The 17,071-nt window shown below is 72.9% G+C and carries 20 protein-coding genes and 2 pseudogenes; 6 read left to right on the plus strand and 16 right to left on the minus strand.

Features of this window, described 5'->3' with window-relative positions; genetic code table 11:
- Positions 1-2: 2 nt before the first annotated feature.
- Positions 3-284 carry a hypothetical protein gene (locus OG289_RS42670; protein WP_327319369.1) on the minus strand — a complete coding sequence of 94 codons (282 nt, stop codon included), beginning with the start codon at positions 282-284 and terminating at the stop codon, positions 3-5.
- A 76-nt stretch (positions 285-360) separates the two neighbouring features.
- The gene (locus OG289_RS42675) at positions 361-657 is read right to left on the minus strand and encodes a hypothetical protein (protein WP_327319370.1); all 297 of its coding nucleotides are present in this window, start codon (positions 655-657) and stop codon (positions 361-363) included.
- A 222-nt stretch (positions 658-879) separates the two neighbouring features.
- On the opposite strand from OG289_RS42675, the gene OG289_RS42680 reads away from it, so the two are divergent.
- Together OG289_RS42680 and OG289_RS42685 are read left to right on the plus strand one after the other, a co-directional pair.
- A complete protein-coding gene (locus tag OG289_RS42680; RefSeq protein ID WP_327319371.1) occupies positions 880-1,056 on the plus strand; it encodes a hypothetical protein in 177 nt (58 codons plus the stop codon).
- 176 nt (positions 1,057-1,232) lie between these two features.
- A complete protein-coding gene (locus OG289_RS42685) occupies positions 1,233-1,994 on the plus strand; it encodes a sigma-70 family RNA polymerase sigma factor (protein ID WP_327319372.1) in 762 nt (253 codons plus the stop codon).
- Here OG289_RS42685 and murJ read toward each other — a convergent pair.
- The 6 genes from murJ to OG289_RS42715 all read right to left on the minus strand — a co-directional run bounded on the left by murJ (position 1,906) and on the right by OG289_RS42715 (position 7,998).
- Positions 1,906-3,555 (minus strand): murein biosynthesis integral membrane protein MurJ, encoded by a 1,650-nt coding sequence (murJ, locus tag OG289_RS42690; RefSeq protein WP_442819034.1) that lies wholly within the window; start codon positions 3,553-3,555, stop codon positions 1,906-1,908. The two genes, OG289_RS42685 and murJ, sit on opposite strands and share 89 nt — an antisense overlap.
- A gap of 72 nt (positions 3,556-3,627) precedes the next feature.
- Positions 3,628-4,044, minus strand: coding sequence for a (2Fe-2S) ferredoxin domain-containing protein (locus OG289_RS42695; protein WP_327319373.1), 417 nt, complete (start codon positions 4,042-4,044; stop codon positions 3,628-3,630).
- A 5-nt stretch (positions 4,045-4,049) separates the two neighbouring features.
- Positions 4,050-4,589, minus strand: a complete 540-nt coding sequence (locus OG289_RS42700; protein ID WP_319332154.1) for an NUDIX hydrolase family protein — start codon at positions 4,587-4,589, stop codon at positions 4,050-4,052.
- Between the two features lie 15 nt (positions 4,590-4,604).
- Complete coding sequence (locus OG289_RS42705) at positions 4,605-5,741, minus strand: amidohydrolase family protein (protein WP_327319374.1); 1,137 nt, start codon at positions 5,739-5,741, stop codon at positions 4,605-4,607.
- A gap of 1 nt (position 5,742) precedes the next feature.
- Complete coding sequence (locus OG289_RS42710; protein WP_327319375.1) at positions 5,743-7,155, minus strand: glutamine synthetase family protein; 1,413 nt, start codon at positions 7,153-7,155, stop codon at positions 5,743-5,745.
- A 51-nt stretch (positions 7,156-7,206) separates the two neighbouring features.
- Positions 7,207-7,998, minus strand: coding sequence for an SAM-dependent methyltransferase (locus tag OG289_RS42715; protein WP_327319376.1), 792 nt, complete (start codon positions 7,996-7,998; stop codon positions 7,207-7,209).
- Positions 7,999-8,120: 122 nt separating this feature from the next.
- Between OG289_RS42715 and OG289_RS42720 the strand changes: the two genes are divergently transcribed.
- Positions 8,121-8,975: a Cof-type HAD-IIB family hydrolase gene (locus tag OG289_RS42720; RefSeq protein WP_327319377.1), complete on the plus strand. Its 855-nt coding sequence runs from the start codon at positions 8,121-8,123 to the stop codon at positions 8,973-8,975.
- A 55-nt stretch (positions 8,976-9,030) separates the two neighbouring features.
- On the opposite strand, the pseudogene OG289_RS42725 reads toward OG289_RS42720, so the two are convergent.
- Positions 9,031-9,309, minus strand: a pseudogene (locus OG289_RS42725) (ATP-binding cassette domain-containing protein); the annotation flags it as partial.
- 19 nt (positions 9,310-9,328) lie between these two features.
- Positions 9,329-9,697: a DUF4333 domain-containing protein gene (locus OG289_RS42730; RefSeq protein WP_327319378.1), complete on the minus strand. Its 369-nt coding sequence runs from the start codon at positions 9,695-9,697 to the stop codon at positions 9,329-9,331.
- Positions 9,698-9,857: 160 nt separating this feature from the next.
- Between OG289_RS42730 and OG289_RS42735 the strand changes: the two genes are divergently transcribed.
- Positions 9,858-11,102: an amidohydrolase gene (locus OG289_RS42735; RefSeq protein WP_327319379.1), complete on the plus strand. Its 1,245-nt coding sequence runs from the start codon at positions 9,858-9,860 to the stop codon at positions 11,100-11,102.
- A 213-nt stretch (positions 11,103-11,315) separates the two neighbouring features.
- Here OG289_RS42735 and OG289_RS42740 read toward each other — a convergent pair whose 3' ends face one another.
- The 3 genes and pseudogenes from OG289_RS42740 to OG289_RS42750 all read right to left on the minus strand — a co-directional run bounded on the left by OG289_RS42740 (position 11,316) and on the right by OG289_RS42750 (position 12,822).
- Positions 11,316-11,648 carry a DUF3140 domain-containing protein gene (locus OG289_RS42740; RefSeq protein ID WP_327319380.1) on the minus strand — a complete coding sequence of 111 codons (333 nt, stop codon included), beginning with the start codon at positions 11,646-11,648 and terminating at the stop codon, positions 11,316-11,318.
- A gap of 22 nt (positions 11,649-11,670) precedes the next feature.
- Positions 11,671-11,940 (minus strand): annotated as a pseudogene (locus OG289_RS42745) (hypothetical protein).
- Positions 11,941-12,027: 87 nt separating this feature from the next.
- Positions 12,028-12,822 carry an alpha/beta hydrolase gene (locus tag OG289_RS42750; RefSeq protein WP_327319382.1) on the minus strand — a complete coding sequence of 265 codons (795 nt, stop codon included), beginning with the start codon at positions 12,820-12,822 and terminating at the stop codon, positions 12,028-12,030.
- 110 nt (positions 12,823-12,932) lie between these two features.
- Here OG289_RS42750 and OG289_RS42755 point away from each other — a divergent pair, with 110 nt between their 5' ends.
- On the plus strand, positions 12,933-14,120 hold the full coding sequence (locus OG289_RS42755; RefSeq protein ID WP_327319383.1) for a thiolase family protein: 1,188 nt from the start codon (positions 12,933-12,935) through the stop codon (positions 14,118-14,120).
- Positions 14,121-14,193: 73 nt separating this feature from the next.
- On the plus strand, positions 14,194-14,967 hold the full coding sequence (locus OG289_RS42760) for a sulfite exporter TauE/SafE family protein (protein WP_327319384.1): 774 nt from the start codon (positions 14,194-14,196) through the stop codon (positions 14,965-14,967).
- A 13-nt stretch (positions 14,968-14,980) separates the two neighbouring features.
- Here OG289_RS42760 and OG289_RS42765 read toward each other — a convergent pair whose 3' ends face one another.
- The 3 genes from OG289_RS42765 to OG289_RS42775 all read right to left on the minus strand — a co-directional run bounded on the left by OG289_RS42765 (position 14,981) and on the right by OG289_RS42775 (position 16,995).
- Entirely contained in the window at positions 14,981-15,763 is a 783-nt protein-coding gene (locus OG289_RS42765) for an HAD-IIA family hydrolase (protein WP_327319385.1), read from the minus strand.
- A gap of 21 nt (positions 15,764-15,784) precedes the next feature.
- Positions 15,785-16,198 (minus strand): PaaI family thioesterase, encoded by a 414-nt coding sequence (locus tag OG289_RS42770; protein ID WP_327320974.1) that lies wholly within the window; start codon positions 16,196-16,198, stop codon positions 15,785-15,787.
- 116 nt (positions 16,199-16,314) lie between these two features.
- Complete coding sequence (locus tag OG289_RS42775) at positions 16,315-16,995, minus strand: enoyl-CoA hydratase-related protein (RefSeq protein ID WP_327319386.1); 681 nt, start codon at positions 16,993-16,995, stop codon at positions 16,315-16,317.
- Between the last annotated feature and the right edge of the window lie 76 nt (positions 16,996-17,071).

Genomic DNA, 17,071 nt, shown 5'->3' on the forward strand with positions numbered 1-17,071 from the left:
CGTCAGGTCTTGATCACGGCATCACAGTCGGAGCAGACCGCAGATGCGTACTCCGCGGGGTACCAGGGCGCCGTGGGGTGCTCGGAGGGCTTCCAGCGGGCCGTCTCCATGGCGAAGGTGTCCTTGCCGCAGAGGGTCCGCGGTCCTGTCGCGGTGGGCGCCCCCGGCGCGGAGGGCGCCGCATGCACTGTGCGGACGGGCGGTTCCTCGGCAGCCGGTGTCCCCAGGGAGGAGCGCTTGGCGATCGGCTTGTCGAGCTCGTACACGACGACGATCTCGCTCATGCCTCCACCGTAGTTCGCCGCGCGCCCGGCGCGCCTGCGGCCCGACACACGCCGGGGTGGCTCCAGTCGCCCACGGCTAACGCTGGGGGACGGTGAGTTCACGGCCGCGGTAGAAGCCTTCCCGCTCCTCGACGACGTACGGGGCCATGGCCGCACGCCGGCGCGCTTCCGGCTCGGAGGCCCGCCAGACGGCGCATGCCTCTTCCGAGTCCCAGAACGACACCCCGGTGATCTCCTGTCCGTCCTCGGACCAGTAGGCGAAGGCGCGGTGCAGGCCCTGTGGGTAGGGGGAGGGGCGCCATGCCCTCTCGAACTCCTCCGACGCGCCGGGCCTGAGACGGCGCGTAGTCACCCAGACGAAGTGCTCATCCATCGCGGCTCCTCCTCGGTGTCCGTTCGGCTTTCCTGCCCTGCCAGACCACCGTAGGTGCCGATCACCGCTTCCGCCCGCGCGGCGATCGCGGAGCCACCGGCACGCCGCCGGACGGGCGCCCGTGGCGTACGCGGCCGCTTCGGCGTGTCCGGCTCCGGCCGCGCTGGTCCCGCAGCGCCCCCAGGAGGAGTATGGAAGACAAGCGACCAAGGGAGGCCCGCCGTGAAGACCGGAGCCTCGGATTACGACCGCTGGCTGTACTCGCACACACCCTCCCAGGCCGAGGGCGAGCGCGACGAACCGGCCGAGCGTGCGGCCGTGGAGCAGCACCCGGACGTCCCCAGAACCGAGCCGTCCCAGGCGGAGGGCGAGCGGATGGACGACTTCCGGACCACGTGACCGCCGACAAATGATCAGCGAGCCGTGTCAGCGGACGGGGAAGCGGCCTTCGTCGTCCTCCCGCCCGGTGACACGGCCCTCGCTGTGAGTCGCCTCGCTGTGAGTCGCCCCGGCATCCCTGTGGATTCGCCCAACCGCGCGTGACATGCGCTGTCGCGCTGTCAGGATCAGGCGCCATGACCGCAGGGCACGACAAGGCCGACAGGCACCGCAGGGTTCACGACGGCGCCAAGGCCGAGAGGCACCGGACACCGCACGGCGCGCCGCGCGTGAAGCGGGCCGGCAAGGCGGCGCCGGCCGACGAGTCGACGACCGCGCTGGCGCTGGCCGCGCGGGGCGGGGACGCGGCGGCCGTCGAGGGGTTCGTGCGCGCCCTGCACCGGGACGTGGTGCGCTACGTCGCCCATCTGAGCGCCGATCCACAGGCGGCGGACGACCTGGCGCAGGACACGTTCGTGCGGGCGCTCAGCGGGCTGCACCGCTTCGAGGGACGTTCCTCGGCGCGGGCGTGGCTGCTGTCCATCGCGCGCCGGGCGGTGATCGACAGCCACCGGTCCGCAGCCGCCCGGCCGCGGCTGTCGGACGCGGCCGACTGGCAGCGGGCCGTCGAGCTGTCCCAGCCGCGCGGGCTGCCCGGCTTCGACGACGGTGTCGTCCTGCTGGATCTGCTGGCCGCGCTGCCGGAGGACCGGCGGGAGGCGTTCGTGCTGACCCAGCTGCTGGGTCTGCCCTACGCGGAGGCCGCCGCCGTGAGCGGCTGTCCCGTCGGCACCGTCCGCTCGCGCGTGGCCCGCGCCCGCGCCACGCTGGCCGCCCTGCTCTCCGAGGCGGGCGAGCCCGAGCCCGTCGTCACCGCAGACCCCGGAGTCCCGGCAGTCCCCGCAGCTCGTCGACCTTCGTCAGCCGGGCCAGGACCAGGTAGACCAGGCCGAGGGTGAGGGTGCCGGCCGTGAGGGCGGTCGCGGTCGGCAGGGTTCCGCCACCGAGCCGGGCCGCGCACGCCCGGTCGGCCGCCCAGCCCGCGGCGGCGGCGAGGCCGGCCGCGGCCACCAGCTTGGTGTACGTGCGCCGCAGCGCGCCGTCGCCCAGCCGGCCGCCGGTCCGCCGGCGCAGCAGCCGTGCCGTGAGGGCGAGCCCGGCCAGGTAGGACACGGTGTACGCCCCGGCCATGCCGGTCACCGCCCAGCGGTCGGGCAGCAGCAGATGACAGGCGGTGGCCAGGGCGATGTTCACCGCCGCGATCCAGACCGCCATGAAGAACGGGGTGCGGGTGTCCTCGAAGGCGTAGAAGCCGCGCAGGAGGAGGTACTGCGCGGAGAACGGGATCAGGCCGAGCCCGAACGCCTGGAGCATGTGCCCGAGCGGCTGGGCGGAGGCCGCGTCGGCCGCGCCGTGCGCGAACAGCAGGGTCGAGATCCGCGGACCGAGGGCCAGGAACAGGAACGCGGCCGGGACGATCACGACCCCGCTCACACGCAGCCCGCGCGACAGGTCCGCCCGCACGTCCGCGATCCGCCCCTCCGCGACGGCGCGGCTCATGCGCGGCAGCAGCGCGGTCACCAGGGAGACCGTGACCACCGACTGCGGCAGCATCCAGATGGTCTGCGCGTACATGTACGCCGAGTAGCCCGCGCCGGCGTCCGGCAGCTTCTGGTCGACCGCGTTGGCGTAGTTGGTGACCACCGTCAGCGAGACGAGGTTGGTCAGCACCAGCAGCAGGGTCCACTTGGCGGCGTGCACCCCGGAACCCAGGCCCGAGCCGCGCCAGTCGAACCGCGGCCGGAATCGGAACCCGGCGGCCCGCGCGAACGGGACCAGCGCGAGGGCCTGCACCGCGATGCCGGCCGTCGTTCCGACGCCCAGCAGCCGGACCTGGGTGTCGGTGATGTCCGCCACCCGCTCCGGCACGGTCATCAGGCCGAGGTAGGTGCCGAACATGCCCAGCAGGACGACGTTGTTGAGGACCGGGGTCCACATCATCGCGCCGAACCGCTCGCGGGCGTTGAGGACCTGGCCGTAGATGTTGAACAGGCCGTAGAAGAAGATCTGCGGGAGCAGGAAGCGGGCGAAGACCACGGTGAGCCGGTACGCCTCGTGGGTGTCCGGGGTGTCACGCATGTACAGCGAGACGATTCTCGGGGCCGCCCACACCGCGAGCGCGGTCCCCACGGCGAGGACGGACACGACCAGGGTGACGAGCCGCTGTTCGTACGCCCGCCCGCCGTCCGCGTGGGTGGCCCTCGCCCGTACCAGCTGCGGCACCAGCACGGCGTTCAGCGCGCCGCCGATGAGCAGGGTGTACAGGCTCGTCGGCACGGTGTTCGCCGTGTTGTACGTACTGGCCAGCAGGCCGGTGCCCAGGGCGGCGGCCTGGAGGACCTGGCGGATCAGCCCGGTCGCCCGGGACACGACCGTGCCCAGCGCCATCAGCACCGAGGAGCGTGCCGCCCCGCCGGAACGTTTCTCGACCCGTACGTCTGTCGCTGTCGTTGCCCCCATCGGGCCAACGTACGGCATCAAGATCCGCGGGCCCAATCCGCCCGGGCGCGGTCGACGGGCCCACGGGGCGCCCTAACGGCGGCTGCGGACCCGGGAGTTCCTCGGCGGCGCGATGAACTGCAGTTCCAGTGTCACCGGCGGTGCGGCCAGGCCGGGGCCGCCCGCCGCCGCCCACGCCAGGATCTCCTCCGTGCAGTCGTCGTCCATGGCGAAGCCCACCCAGGTGGCCCGGCCGCCGGCCCGGCGGCCGGTGGCCGAGGGCTGGACGACGATGACGTTGGCCTGGTCGCAGGGGCCGAGGCAGTCCGTCGTACGGACCGCGAAGCCGCCGCCCGAAGCGGCCGCGGCCGCGCGCAGCCGCTCCAGCTGCCAGTCGTGGTCGAAGCCGGGGTGCTTGCGGGCGTCACCGCAGCAGCAGCCCCTGCACACCACGAGGGTGCAGGGGCGGCTTCCCGCGGCCCCGACCAGCGCTCGCTGAGCCGGAACCATGCCGCTCAGGAGGCCGAGAGGCCGACGTGGGCCAGGGCCTGCCGCAGCAGGAACCCGTGCCCGCCCGGCATCTCGCTCTGCACCGCCGGCGAGGCGGCCTCCTGCGGGTCGAACCACACCAGGTCCAGGGCGTCCTGCCGGGGGCGGCAGTCGCCGGTCACCGGCACGATGTAGGCCAGGGACACCGCGTGCTGGCGGGGGTCGTGGTACGGGGTGATGCCCTGCGTGGGGAAGTACTCGGCCACCGTGAACGGCTGGAGCGAGGTCGGCACACGGGGCAGGGCCACCGGCCCGAGGTCCTTCTCCAGGTGGCGCAGCAGGGCGTCCCGGACACGCTCGTGGTGCAGGACCCGGCCGGAGACCAGGGTGCGGTTGACATTGCCGTCCGGTCCGATCCGCAGCAGCAGGCCGATGCTGGTGACTTCGCCGCTGTCGTCGACGCGCACGGGCACGGCCTCGACGTACAGGATCGGCATACGGGCGCGCGCCATCTCGAGCTCGTCGGAGCTCAGCCAACCCGGCGTGGTTTCGGTCAAGTCAGACATTGTTTGATCATACTTTCAGTGTCCGTCGGGAAGCCGGTAGACCCGGCGGGCGTTGTCCGCTCCGGCCCAGCGTGCCAGGCGCAGCGCGTCGGGCAGGCCCAGTTCGTCGGCGTCCACCCGGTCCTGGAGCAGATCCCCAAGGCCCCGGCGGAACGCCAGCGCGCCGAGCGCGTAGAACTCGGCCACACCATAGGCGTCGGAGCTGTACAGCAGTTTGCGGAACGGTGTGATCTCCAGCGCCTCCTCCAGTACCGTCCGCGCTCGCGTCGGACCCACATGATGCAGGGTGAGCCCCACGTCCAGGTACACCTGCTCGAACACCGCGGCCAGGTAGGCGGCCTGTCGCTGATAGGGCCAGCAGTGCAGGAACAGCACCGGGATCGTGCCCGCCGTCAGATGCAGCCAGTCCGTGAGACGGGTCGGATCCACGCGGTGCAGCCGGATGTCGTTGTCGCCGAAGCCGGTGTGCAGCTGGAGCGGAAGCCCCAGGTCGACGGCGGTCCACAGCAGGTGCCGGACCAGCACCGGCTCGTCCAGCCGTCCGCCGCGCGCCAGCCAGCGCCGCGCGCCCCGGGTGACGTCGGCGTCAGGGGGCCGGGCCGGGTCGAGGTCGAAGCCCGTGCGGTACGCGGCCACCGACTTCACCGCGACCACCCCGGGCCGCCGTACCGCGTCCAGCGCCGCCGCCCGGAACGCGTCGGCGTACCCGCCGGCCTCGACGCCTCTCGCGGCCACCGCCTCCGCGACGGACTCCAGCCGTACGACCTCGTGGGCGACCGCTCCTGCGGCGTTCTCGGCCAGTTCGGCGGGCGTGGTGACGGAGTGTGGCGCGAACCCGGTGTCGACGCAGAACACGCCGGTGCGGGCCGCGCCGAGGAACCGCCGGTTGACCTCCCCCGGGCCCAGTTCGGCGCGGCGGGCCAGGTAGACGTCGGCCGGTGCGTGCCGCTCCAGGCCGAGCAGGGGCGCGCAGTGGCGGCGTACGGCCACGCCCGCCGGTGTGTCGAAGGTCGAGACGCCGGGCCACGGCTCGCCCTCGGTGAGCAGGGCCTCGAAGCCCGGCCGGTCGAGGGGGCCGGTGACGACGCCGTGGCAGTGGTGGTCCACCAGCTCCAGCTCGGTGAGCGCCTCGTGGACCGGTCCGCCTGGCATCTCAGTACTTCCAGCGGTACGCCGCGGCCACCCGCTCGTCGTCGAGCCCGTCGACGGCGTCGATCTCGCCCTGCCGTACGGCGGTCACGGCATCGGCGAGAACCGGGCCGAGCGCGGCCCGCAGTACCTCGTCCGCGCGGAACGCGGCGACGGCCCCGGCGAGCGACGTCGGCAGCCGGCGCACACCCCGGGCGGCGGCCTCGTCCGCGTCGAGCCGCGCCGGATCCCCGTCCGTCTCCTGCGGAAGGGCGGCGCCGGACGCCAGCCCGTCCAGTCCGGCGGCGATCAGACAGCCGAGGGCGAGATACGGGTTGGCGGCCAGGTCGACGGGCTTGACCTCCAGGTTCGCCTGCTCCGCGCGCCGCCCCGCCGTACCCCGCACCAGGCGCACCGCGCACTCGCGGGTCTCCAGGCCCCAGGCGGTGAACACCCCCGCCCACTGGGAGGGTTTGAGGCGCAGATAGCTCGCCGGGCTCGGCGCGGTCACCGCCGTGAGAGCCGGCAGGCGGGCCAGGACACCGGCCGCGAACGCCTCCGCGTCGGCCGTCATGCCGTGCCGCCGCTCGCCGCCCGCGTGCAGGTTCGTGCCGTCGCGCCAGGCGGAGAGGTGGACGTGCCCGCCGTTGCCGACGCCCTCCGCGACGACCGCCGGGGAGAAGGAGACCCGTAGGCCGTGGCGTTGTGCCACCGCGCGGATCGTCTGGCGGACGAGGACGCTGCGGTCGGCCGCCGCCACCGGGTCCAGGGCGCCCACGGAGATCTCGAACTGGCCCGGCGCGTACTCGGGATGGACCTGGTCGACGTCCACGCCCTGCGCCGCGCAGGCGGCCAGCAGGTCGGCGGTGTACGCGCTCAGCTCGACCTGCCGGGTCGCGCCGTACGCGGGCCCGGACGTCGCCGGGACGAACTCCCCGGCGGGCGCCGAGTCCAGGCCGACGGCCCACTCGATCTCGATGCCCGCCTTGAAGGCGAGACCGTGCGCGCGGGCCGCGTCCGCGACGACGCGGCGCAGGAAGGTGCGCGAGCAGCCCGGATGCCGCTCGCCGTCCTGCGTGACACGGTCGACCGGCGCCCACGCCCAGCCGGGCTGCCCCGCCAGGACCACGAGCCGGCCGAGGTCCGGGTACAGACGCAGGTCGCCGTCCGGGGAGCCCAGCACGTCGGTGGCGACGATGTGGTCGTTCGCCAGGAACGTGTCGAACACCGGCGACATCCCCACGCCCCAGGCCGCCGCCGAGGCCAGCCGGGCCGTGGGGATCGTCTTCACCCGGCAGACGCCCGCCGTGTCGACATGGGCCAGGACGACTCCCTGAACGCCTGCGCCGGACAGCTCGCCGCTCAGGGCGGTCGCCCGCTCGACGTCTCCCGGGCGCCCGCCGGGGACGGGATCGGCAAGGTCGGCAAGGGGGGTCATGCGTCCTCCACGATCGGCACGTCCGGTACGTCCGGTGTGTGCCTGCGCCCGTCAGGGTTTCACGGCCACCGCGCCGTACTGCGGTACCACGGCGAGGGAGTCGGCCTCGCCGCGCCAGCGCGAGCACGACACCAGGCCCGGCTCCAGCAGCTCCAGGCCGTCGAAGAAGGCGGCGATCTCCGCGCCGCTGCGGGCGGTGATCGGCGGCTTGGCGTTCTCGTTCCAGAACTCCATCGCCGGGATCTGGCCCTCACCGCCCACCGCGCTGTCGTGGGTGGGGTGCGTCAGGACCAGGAAGCTGCCGGAGGGGATGTCGGCCATGATCTTCCGCACGATCTCCCGGGCCGCCTCGACGTCGAGGACGAAGTTCAGGATGCCCAGCATCATCACCGCGACCGGACGCGTGAAGTCCAGGGTGCCCGCCGCCCGTTCGAGGATCGCGGCCGGGTCGTGCACATCGGCGTCGATGTAGTCGGTGACGCCCTCGGCGGTGCCGGTCAGCAGCGTGCGGGCGTGCGTCAGCACGATGGGGTCGTTGTCGACGTACACGATCCGCGACTCGGGCGCGACGCGCTGCGCGATCTCGTGGGTGTTGTCGGCCGTCGGCAGCCCGGTGCCGATGTCGAGGAACTGCCGCACCCCGCGCTCCTCGGCCAGGAACCGCACCGCCTGCCCCAGGAACCAGCGGTCCGCGCGGGCGATCTCCCGGATGAGCGGGAACATCCCGGCGACGTGCTCGCCGACCCGCTGGTCGACCGCGTAGTTGTCCTTGCCGCCGATCCAGTAGTTCCACACCCGTGCGTTGTGCGCCACGCTGGTGTCCAGCCGTGTCGGCCCGCTCACGTGACCGCCCCTTCCCGCGTCCCGGCCCGCGTCCCGGGCCTGTGCCCGCCATTGTGCCGCCGGATGATCACCGTTGTCCCCGGTAGGGTGAAAATCCGGTGATCCCGTACAGGAAGCAGGACATGCCCTACTCGCACGCTCCCCGGCTGACCGCTCCCGAGCCGTCGGCCGGCCCCGCCGACATACGCCTGGTCGTCACCGACATGGACGGCACGCTGCTCGACGACGACAAGAAGGTGCCCGAGGGCCTGTGGGAGACACTGGCGCGGCTGCGTGAGCGCGGGGTGCTGTTCAGCCCGGCGAGCGGACGCCAGTACGCCACGCTGGCGGCCGAGTTCGCCGAGGTCGCCGACGGGATGGTGTTCATCGCGGAGAACGGCACGTACGTGGTGCGCGACGGGGCGGAGCTGAGCTCCGATCCGCTTCACCCGGAGGTCGTCGAGCGGTTGACGCGGGTCGTGCACGGGCTCGTGGCCGCCGGCGTCGACGTGGGCGCCGTCGTCTGCGGGAAGCGGTCCGCGTACGTCGAGCGGGCCGACGAGGCCTTCCTGGCCGAGGTGGGCCGGTACTACGTCCGCCACCGGGTCGTCGAGGACGTCACCGCCGTCGACGACGACATCGTCAAGGTCGCCCTGTTCGACTTCGGGTCCGCCGAGGCGACCACGGCCCCGGCGCTCGCACCCTTCGCGCGGACCCACCAGGTCGTCGTCTCCGGCGAGCACTGGGTCGACGTCATGAACCGCACCGCCAACAAGGGCGCCGCGCTGCGCCGGCTCCAGCGGGAGCTGGGCATCACCCCCGCGCAGACCATGGTGTTCGGCGACTATCTCAACGACCTGGAGATGCTGGACGCCGCCGACTGGTCGTTCGCCATGGCCAACGCCCACCCGGAGGTCGTCCGCCGGGCCCGCCACCTCGCGCCCTCCAACAACGACAACGGGGTGCTGCGCACCATCGCCCGCGTCCTGGACCTCTGACGCCGGCCGCGCTCACGCGCGGGGGGCTGCCCGTACCCGTGCTGCCAGGCCCAGGCCGCGATCTCGATAGCCGGTTCTCGCCGAGGTCGTCGATGCGCCCCCAGCCTTCGGCCGGGGGGACCCCCACCTCGCTTCGCTCACCGCGCAGCACAACTTGGCCGGCGTCGGGCCGGACGATGCCCGCGAGGGTGTGCAGCAGGGTGGACTTGCCCGAGCCCGACGGGCCCGTGACGGCGAGGGAGTCGCGCTCGCCGACCTCGACGTCCACGCCGTCCAGGGCGGTGGTGGAGCCGTACTTCTTCACGAGGCCGTAGGCGGCCACAACGGTGTTCATGATGTCCCGTCGCCCCTTCTCAGCGCTCGAACTTCCAGGTGACCGAGTCGGCGCCGGCCTTCACCACGCTGACGGGGATGTCGACGCTCTTGCCGTCGCTCTCCTTGCCCACGCAGGTGACGGTGGCGCCGGCCACGGCCTTCAGACCGGTGGGGCAGGTCACGGAGACCTTCTTCCCGACCCACGGCAGCGGGTGGTACTTGCTCTGGATGCGGCCCGTGACGATGTTCGGGGCCAGCGCCTTGTGGCCGTCGACCATGACCGTGCCGGCGGAGTCGAGCCCGGTGGTCGACTCGGTGCCGGAGAGCAGGTAGGTGCCGAGACCGCCGAGGGCCACCACGGCGGCGGCGCCTCCGATCGCGCCGACGACGAACTTGCTGTGCTGCATCACGTACCCCTTGAGGCGGAGGCGGGTGGAGGAAGTGCCTCCACCTTCGCCCGGCCGGGCCCACCCCCGCCTCGGCCGAACGGCCAGAACGGCCCCGGTTCCCGCCCCGCTCCTCAGCCGTTCGGCCTAGGCTGCGGGGAGCAGAGGAGAGGGAAGCGGAATGAGCGCACCGGCCGATGTCGCCCGCCTGACCCGGGAGATCACCTCGGGACTCGAACGCGGGGGCCTGGAGGGCTTCTACACCGACCTGCACCGCCACCCCGAGCTGTCCTTCCAGGAACACCGCACCGCCGCGAAGCTCGCGCAGCGGCTGCGCACGGCCGGGTACGAGGTGACGGAGGGGGTGGCCCGTACCGGTGTGGTGGGTGTGCTCGCGGGCGGCGACGGGCCGGTGGTGTGGCTGCGCGGCGACATGGACGCGCTGCCCGTGCGGGAGGCGACCGGGCTGGCGTACGCCTCCACCGTCGACGGGCTGATGCACGCCTGCGGCCACGACCTGCACGTCACCTGGCTGGCGGCGGCCGCCGAGGCGCTCGCCGCCGCCCGTGAGACCTGGTCCGGGACGCTCGTCGTGGTGGGGCAGCCGGCCGAGGAGGCCGAGGGCGGCGCGGCGGCCATGGTCGCGGACGGCGTCCACACCCGCTTCCCGCGCCCCGACGTGCTGTTGGGCCAGCATGCCGCGCCCGGGCTCGCCGGGTTCTACCCGCACACCCCCGGCCTGACGCTGTCCGCCTCGGACGACGTCGACGTCGTCGTGCACGGCGTGGGCGGCCACGGTTCGCGGCCCGAGTCGACCGTGGACCCGGTGGTGACGGCCGCGTACATCGTGACCAGGCTGCAGACAGTCGTCGCGCGCGAGGTCGCGGCGAGCGAGTCGGTGGTGCTGACGGTGGGGCGGTTCCACGCCGGTACGAAGCCCAACATCATCCCCGCCGAGGCCCAACTCGCGCTGAACGTGCGCACCCAGGACACCAGGGTGCGCGAGCGCGTCCTCACCGCGATCCGGCGGGTCGTCGAGGGGGAGTGCGCCGCCGCCGGCTGTCCCGTCCCACCCGAGATCACGGTCCACCCCGGCTACCCGAACACCGTCAACGACCCTGCCCTGGACGGGGAGATCGCCGCCGTGCACCGTGAACTCTTCGGCGAGCACACGGTGTTCGACTTCGGTCAGGCGATGGGCAGTGAGGACTTCTCCCTCCTCGCTCCGAGGGGTGTGCCGTACGACTACTGGTACGTGACCTCGACCCCGGCGGCCGTGTGGGATGCGGCGCCGGGGCAGGAGCTGCGGGAGAAGTTCGAGGGTGTGCCGGGAAACCACAGCCCGTTGTTCGCGCCGGACCTGTCGGTGCTGGTGCCGGGCGTGCGCACCCTGGTGTCGGCGGCACTGTCCCGGCTCGCCGGCTGAGCCACGCGCACGGCCGCGCGGGCGGGCCAGGGCCTGTCCGGCGGATCAGGTTGCAGGAAAGCTGCGGTGCCTCATCGACGCAGGTGAGCGGCGATTGGTTCGTGCAGCTGCAAGGCGGAGGAGGGCGTCAACGCGGAGCGTTGGCAACCGACGACAACGCGGCAGATGTGCGTGCCAATCCCCGCGTCTGCGGCATGATCCGCCGGACAGGCCCTAGGGCCTGAGCGGGTCGTGGCCGATCGTCATCAGGCGGTGGCGGCGGCGCGTCTCCTCGGACGCGGGCTCGTTCTCCACGTCCGCCTGCTCGGCGACCGTGTCGACGACCCGGTACATCACCCGGATGTCGTCGTCGGTCAGGTCGGTGCGCCGCTTCTGCAGGATCGCCAGCACGTGCTGTCCGGTCGGGCTGCCCGCCTCTTCGGGCAGCGGCTCCGCGCTCGTGTCGGCGTCGCGCACCCGCAGCCAGGCGGCCAGTTCCTGTGAGGTCATGTTCACCGCGCGGTGGAAGTCCTCCCACAGCGCGTCAAGTTCGAGGGCGTCAGTCATGGCAGGGCCTCCTCCGGACGGGTCACTTCTCGCGCGGCCAGTTCTCGGCCTCGAACATCCACCGCTGCTTCTCCAGCTCGGCGGTGATGCCGCAGCAGGTCCTGGGTGACGGGATCCGGCTTCTCGGTGCCGCGATCCTCCCCCGGCTCGAACGGAACCGGGGCCCCACGATGTTCCAGTGGGCCTGCTTCCCCACCAGGGAGAGGCCGAGCAGATCCACGAGGGTGCTCTGCAGCGCGTCGTAGGTGACCTGGCGGGCCGGTTCGGGCAGCGGGCTCTTCACGAACGTCATACGGTGCTCCTCCTCGTCGTGTCCTGTCGGGCGGTAGGGCCCCACACGAGGGCGCGGGTGCCCAGGGCGAACCGGTGCAAACCGACGTCAGAGGACCCCGTCCAGGAAGCGCGTCACGTCCGCGAACACCTCCGCCTTGTTCGTCTCGTTGAAGACCTCGTGCCGGGCCCCGGGGTAGATCCGTTCGGTCGCCGCGCCACCGCTCAGCCGCTCCACCCCGGTCCGGCTGCCGGGCAGCGGGACCAGCCGGTCGTCGTCGCCGTGCAGCCACAGCAGCGGCAGCGGGCCGATGTCGCCGTCCTTGGCGACGGTCTCCAGGGTCCGTGCGAAGGCCTCCAGCGTCGGCCGTTTCATCGGCCCGTGCCAGACCAGCGGATCCGCCGCGTACGCCGCGCCGACCGCCGGGTCGCGGGAGAGGGCGGCGGGACGGACGGGGATGTCGGGGATCTCCTCGTGCGCCAGCAGCTGTTCCGGCAGCTTCCAGCCGCCGATCACCGGGCCGGACAGCACCAGCGCGGCGAGCGTGTCGCCGTGGCGCTGGGCGTACCGGGCCGCGATCAGCCCGCCCATGGAGTGGCCGATCACGACCAGCGGGAGGTCCGGGTGCGCGGCCCGGGCGAGTTCCGCGACCGCGTGCACATCGGTGACCACGTCCTCGAAGTCCTCGATCACCACGCGCTCGCCCGCCGACCGGCCGTGCCCCATGTGGTCGGGGGCGAAGACGGCCGCCCCGTGTCCCCGCAGGACGTCGGCGAGTTCCTCGTAACGGCCGGCGTGCTCGCCGTAGCCGTGCACCACGAGGGCGAGGAGGCGGGGGCTCGGATGCGGCCACTCCCGCACGGCGATCGTGCCGCGGGTCCCGGTGAGGACGTGTTCGGTCATCGCTCCTCCAACTGCGTCGGTGAAGGTCTTCGAGGGTCCGCCGATCTTCCCAGGGGGCCGGGCCGGGGTCTATAGTCGAAAACTAGCAGTGCTAACCAAGGAGTCCCGTCGTGCGCCCCGTCCACTTCGCGGCAGCCCGCCGCACCCCCGTCGGCAGACTGCGCGGAGCCCTGTCCGGCGTGCGGCCCGACGATCTCGCCGCGGCCGTCATCCGCGGCCTGGTCGCCGACGTGCCGGCTCTCGACCCGGCCCGGATCGACGACGTGTACTGGGGCGCCGCCAACCAGGCGGGCGAGGACAACCGCAACGTCGCCCGGATGGCCGCCCTGCTCGCCGGCCTCCCCGAGACCGTGCCCGGCGCCACGGTGAACCGGCTGTGCGCCTCCGGGCTCGAGGCCGTCACGACGGCCGCCCGCACCATCGCCGCCGGCGAGGCCGACATCGTGCTCGCGGGCGGCTCCGAGTCGATGAGCCGCGCCCCCTTCGTGCTGGCCCGCCCCGACGAGGCTCTCCCGCACCGGGTGGAGACCGTCGACACCCGGCTCGGCTGGCGCCTGGTCAACCCCGCGATGAAGGATCTCCACGGTCTGCTCGCCATGGGGGAGACGGCCGAGGAGGTCGCCGAGCGGTACGGCATCTCCCGCGCCCTCCAGGACGAGTTCGCCCTGCGCAGTCACCGACTGGCCGCACTGGCCCGGAAGAACGGTCACTTCGACGACGAACTCCTGCCCGTGCGCCGCCCGGACGGTGTGGTGGTCGACGCCGACGAGGGCATCCGCGAGGACACCTCGCTCGAGAAGCTCGCGAGCCTGAAGCCCGTCTTCCGTGAGGGCGGCACGGTCACCGCGGGCAACGCCTCGCCCATGAACGACGGCGCCGCGGGACTCCTCCTCGTCAGCGAGGAGGCACTCAACGAACTGGGGCTGGAGTCCCTGGGCCGCTACGTCGCCGGCGCCTCCGCCGGCGTCCACCCCGACGTGATGGGCATCGGACCGGTCCCCGCCACCCGCAAGGCCCTGGCCCGCGCCGAGTGGGGCGTCGAGGACGTCCAGGAGGCCGAGTTCAACGAGGCGTTCGCCGCCCAGGTGCTCGCCTGCGTCGACCAGCTCGGCATCGACCCGGACCTGGTCAACCCCAGCGGCGGCGCGATCGCCCTCGGCCACCCGCTGGGCTGCTCGGGCGCGCGCATCCTCACCACCCTCCTGCACCGCATGCGTCGCACGGGAGCCGAACGCGGGCTCGCCACGATGTGCGTGGGCGTCGGGCAGGGCACCGCCGTGCTGGTGGAGCGGCACTGACGCCGCAGCCGTCGGCCACCTGGCGAGACGGCCCTGTGGGCATCCGTTAGATGTGCGTAGCATCGGTCCCCGCATGAACACGATGACGTTGTGGCACATCACCGGCTGGGAGTTCGTCGCGCTCGCCCTCGCGGCCCTGCTGGTCGGCTTCTCCAAGACGGCTGTCAGCGGGGCCAACACGGTCAGCCTGGCGATCTTCGCGGCGATCCTGCCCGCCAAGGCCTCCACGGGCGTCCTGCTGCCGATCCTGATCGCCGGCGACGTCCTGGCCGTCCTCACCTACCGGCGGCACGCCCACTGGCCCACGCTGTGGCGGCTGTTCCCGGCGGTCGCGGCCGGCGTGGTCTTCGGCACGCTCTTCCTGGTGTGGGCCGACGACGGGATCGTCCGGACGTCGATCGGCGCGATCCTGCTGCTGATGGCCGGCGTCACGGTGTGGCGGCGCCGCACGGCCGACGCGACGGACGAACCCGACGCGGTGGTCACCCGGGCCGGCCGGATCAAGGCCCGCTCCTACGGCGTCCTCGGCGGCTTCACCACGATGGTCGCCAACGCGGGCGGCCCGGTGATGTCGATGTACCTGCTCTCGGCCGGCTTCCGCAAACTCGGCTTCCTCGGCACCTCCGCGTTCTTCTTCCTGATCGTCAACGTCTCGAAGGTGCCCTTCAGCGCGGGCCTCGGCCTCATCGACGGCCACTCGCTGCTCCTGGACGCCGCCCTCGTCGCGTTCGTCGTCCCCGGCGCGCTGCTCGGCAAGTGGGCGGTGCACCGCATCAACCAGCGGCTGTTCGAGCGACTGGTGATCGCGGCGACGGTGGTGGGCGGCCTGCAACTGCTGCTTCGCTAGCGCGGGACAGGTCCTATCGCCGCAGGAGGCCCGGCAGGTCGGCGAAGGAGTCGATGACGTGATCGGGCGTGCCGCTCGCGGACCGGTGCGTCTCGGGCAGGTACTTGCCCGTCCTCACCAGTACCCCGGTGATCCCGGCCCGCTGCGCCGCCAGGACGTCCGACTCGATGTCGTCGCCCACCATCAGCGCCTCGTCCGCGCCCACCCCGAGGTGACGCAGCGCCGCCGCGAAGAACGCGGGGGACGGCTTCCCGGTCACCTCCGCCGTCACCCGTGCGGCCGCCTCCAGCCCGGTCACGAACGCACCGGAGTCCAGCCGCAGTCCCGCGTCGGTACGCCAGTACAGGTTCCGGTGCATCGCCACCAGCCGCGCGCCCCGCTGGAGATGCCCGAAGGCCCGGTCAAGCGCCTCGTACCCGAACTCGGGCCCGGCCCCGCCGACGACCACCACGTCGACGTCCGCCGCGTCGTCGTCGACCAGGGTGACGCCGGTCAGGTCCGCCCCGATGTCACCGCTGTTCAGCAGCGTGCAGCGCGCCTGCGGGTACCGCTCGGCGAGATGCGCGGCGGTGACGGCGGGCGCGGTGAGGACGTCCTCGGCGGCCACCGCAAACCCCGCCTCCGCCAGCGTCCGTGCGATCGAGGCGCGGGTACGGGAGGTCGTGTTGGTCACCAGGGCGACGCCGAGCCCCGCCTCCCGGACCGCCCGCAGCGCCTCGACCGTGCCGGGCAGCGGCTTCCAGGAGACGGTGAGAACCCCGTCGATGTCGATGAGTACGGCACGCACCGCGTCCATAGGGGGACGATAACGCCGGGGTCAGCCGTCCGCCGGGAGGATCATGCAGGTGGTCGTCGCGTGTGCGATCAGCCGGCCACGCTCGTCGAGCACCCTGCCGTCGGCGGTGGCGGTGCGGCGGCCCACGTGGATCACGTTGCCCTCGGCGGTGAGGGTCTGGCCGTCGGTGCGGGCGGCCCGGATGTAGTTCACCTTCAGTTCCAGCGTCGTGTAGCCCGTACCGGCGGGGAGGGTGGTGTGGATCGCGCAGCCCAGCGCCGAGTCCAGCAGGGTCGCCGCGATGCCGCCGTGCACGGTGCCGAGGGGGTTGGCGAAGTCCGGCCGGGTGCCCAGCGAGACCACGACACGCCCGTGCTCCACCTCGTCGAAACGCATGCCGAGCAGCCGCCCGATGGACGGCACGTCGCTCATGCTCCCGGCCTGGACGAGACGCATGAGATCGAGACCGGAGAGGGCGGCGAGATCGGCACGTTCGGTGCGGTCGGCGGGTTCGGTGCGGTCGGTGGTGGTCAAGACGGTTCCTTTCGAAGGGGCGTGCCCGGTACGGGAGTTCAGTCGCCCAGGGGATTGTCGGTGTCCCGCAGCGCGGCCAGGACGGGCGCGTACAGGCGGGACTTGATGGTGCGCAGCGTGTCGCCCGCCTTGCCGGCCTGTGCCGCGGCGATCTCGACGGTGGTGGCGCGTACGGCGTCCTCGTCGACCGCGTGGTCGACGATCCCGGCGGCCAGCGCGTCATGGCCGCCGTAGCGCCGGGCCGTGACCATGGCCTCGTGCGCGGACCGCGGGGCGAGGGCGAGCCTGGCCTGGATGAGGGCGGACATGCCGGGGGTGAAGGGGATGTTGATGTCGGCCTCGGGCAGGCACCAGAAACCGCGGTCGGCGCGCATCACACGGACGTCGTGGGCCAGCGAGAACATCGCGCCCGCCGCGAAGGTGTGCCCCTGCAACGCGGCCACGGTCACCACGGGCAGGGTCAGCAGCCGCGCGAAGAGTCCGTGGACCGAGACGACGTAGTCCACGTGCCGGTCGGCGTGGGCGAACAACCAGTCCAGGTCGAGGCCGTTGGAGTAGAACTTCCCGGTGGCGGCGGTCACCAGGGCACGCGGCCCGTCCGCCTTCTCCACCTCGTCCAGCGCGCTGCCCACGGCCGCGATCCAGTCGGGGTGGAACCGGTTCTCGCCGTCGCCGAGATCGAGGACGAAGACGGTGTCCTGGCGGTCGAGCGTGGGCATGGCGACTCCTTCACAGGGGGGACACACAGGGGGACGCACAGGGGGGACGCCCAACGGCGTGCGCACCGGGCGCCGG

Source organism: Streptomyces sp. NBC_01235, from assembly GCF_035989285.1.
Classification (GTDB): domain Bacteria; phylum Actinomycetota; class Actinomycetes; order Streptomycetales; family Streptomycetaceae; genus Streptomyces.

Excerpts from the sequence above, each read along its gene's own strand:
- OG289_RS42735 (WP_327319379.1), top strand. The coding sequence starts at position 9,858 with ATGAGCGCACCGGCCGATGTCGCCCGCCTGACCCGGGAGATCACCTCG.
- OG289_RS42685 (WP_327319372.1), top strand. The coding sequence starts at position 1,233 with ATGACCGCAGGGCACGACAAGGCCGACAGGCACCGCAGGGTTCACGAC.
- OG289_RS42675 (WP_327319370.1), bottom strand. The coding sequence starts at position 657 with ATGGATGAGCACTTCGTCTGGGTGACTACGCGCCGTCTCAGGCCCGGC.
- OG289_RS42710 (WP_327319375.1), bottom strand. The coding sequence starts at position 7,155 with ATGACCCCCCTTGCCGACCTTGCCGATCCCGTCCCCGGCGGGCGCCCG.
- OG289_RS42700 (WP_319332154.1), bottom strand. The coding sequence starts at position 4,589 with ATGTCTGACTTGACCGAAACCACGCCGGGTTGGCTGAGCTCCGACGAG.
- OG289_RS42760 (WP_327319384.1), top strand. The coding sequence starts at position 14,194 with ATGAACACGATGACGTTGTGGCACATCACCGGCTGGGAGTTCGTCGCG.
- OG289_RS42695 (WP_327319373.1), bottom strand. The coding sequence starts at position 4,044 with ATGGTTCCGGCTCAGCGAGCGCTGGTCGGGGCCGCGGGAAGCCGCCCC.
- OG289_RS42740 (WP_327319380.1), bottom strand. The coding sequence starts at position 11,648 with ATGACTGACGCCCTCGAACTTGACGCGCTGTGGGAGGACTTCCACCGC.
- OG289_RS42670 (WP_327319369.1), bottom strand. The coding sequence starts at position 284 with ATGAGCGAGATCGTCGTCGTGTACGAGCTCGACAAGCCGATCGCCAAG.
- OG289_RS42750 (WP_327319382.1), bottom strand. The coding sequence starts at position 12,822 with ATGACCGAACACGTCCTCACCGGGACCCGCGGCACGATCGCCGTGCGG.
- OG289_RS42705 (WP_327319374.1), bottom strand. The coding sequence starts at position 5,741 with ATGCCAGGCGGACCGGTCCACGAGGCGCTCACCGAGCTGGAGCTGGTG.
- OG289_RS42730 (WP_327319378.1), bottom strand. The coding sequence starts at position 9,697 with ATGCAGCACAGCAAGTTCGTCGTCGGCGCGATCGGAGGCGCCGCCGCC.
- OG289_RS42775 (WP_327319386.1), bottom strand. The coding sequence starts at position 16,995 with ATGCCCACGCTCGACCGCCAGGACACCGTCTTCGTCCTCGATCTCGGC.
- OG289_RS42765 (WP_327319385.1), bottom strand. The coding sequence starts at position 15,763 with ATGGACGCGGTGCGTGCCGTACTCATCGACATCGACGGGGTTCTCACC.
- OG289_RS42720 (WP_327319377.1), top strand. The coding sequence starts at position 8,121 with ATGCCCTACTCGCACGCTCCCCGGCTGACCGCTCCCGAGCCGTCGGCC.
- murJ (WP_442819034.1), bottom strand. The coding sequence starts at position 3,555 with ATGGGGGCAACGACAGCGACAGACGTACGGGTCGAGAAACGTTCCGGC.
- OG289_RS42770 (WP_327320974.1), bottom strand. The coding sequence starts at position 16,198 with ATGCGTCTCGTCCAGGCCGGGAGCATGAGCGACGTGCCGTCCATCGGG.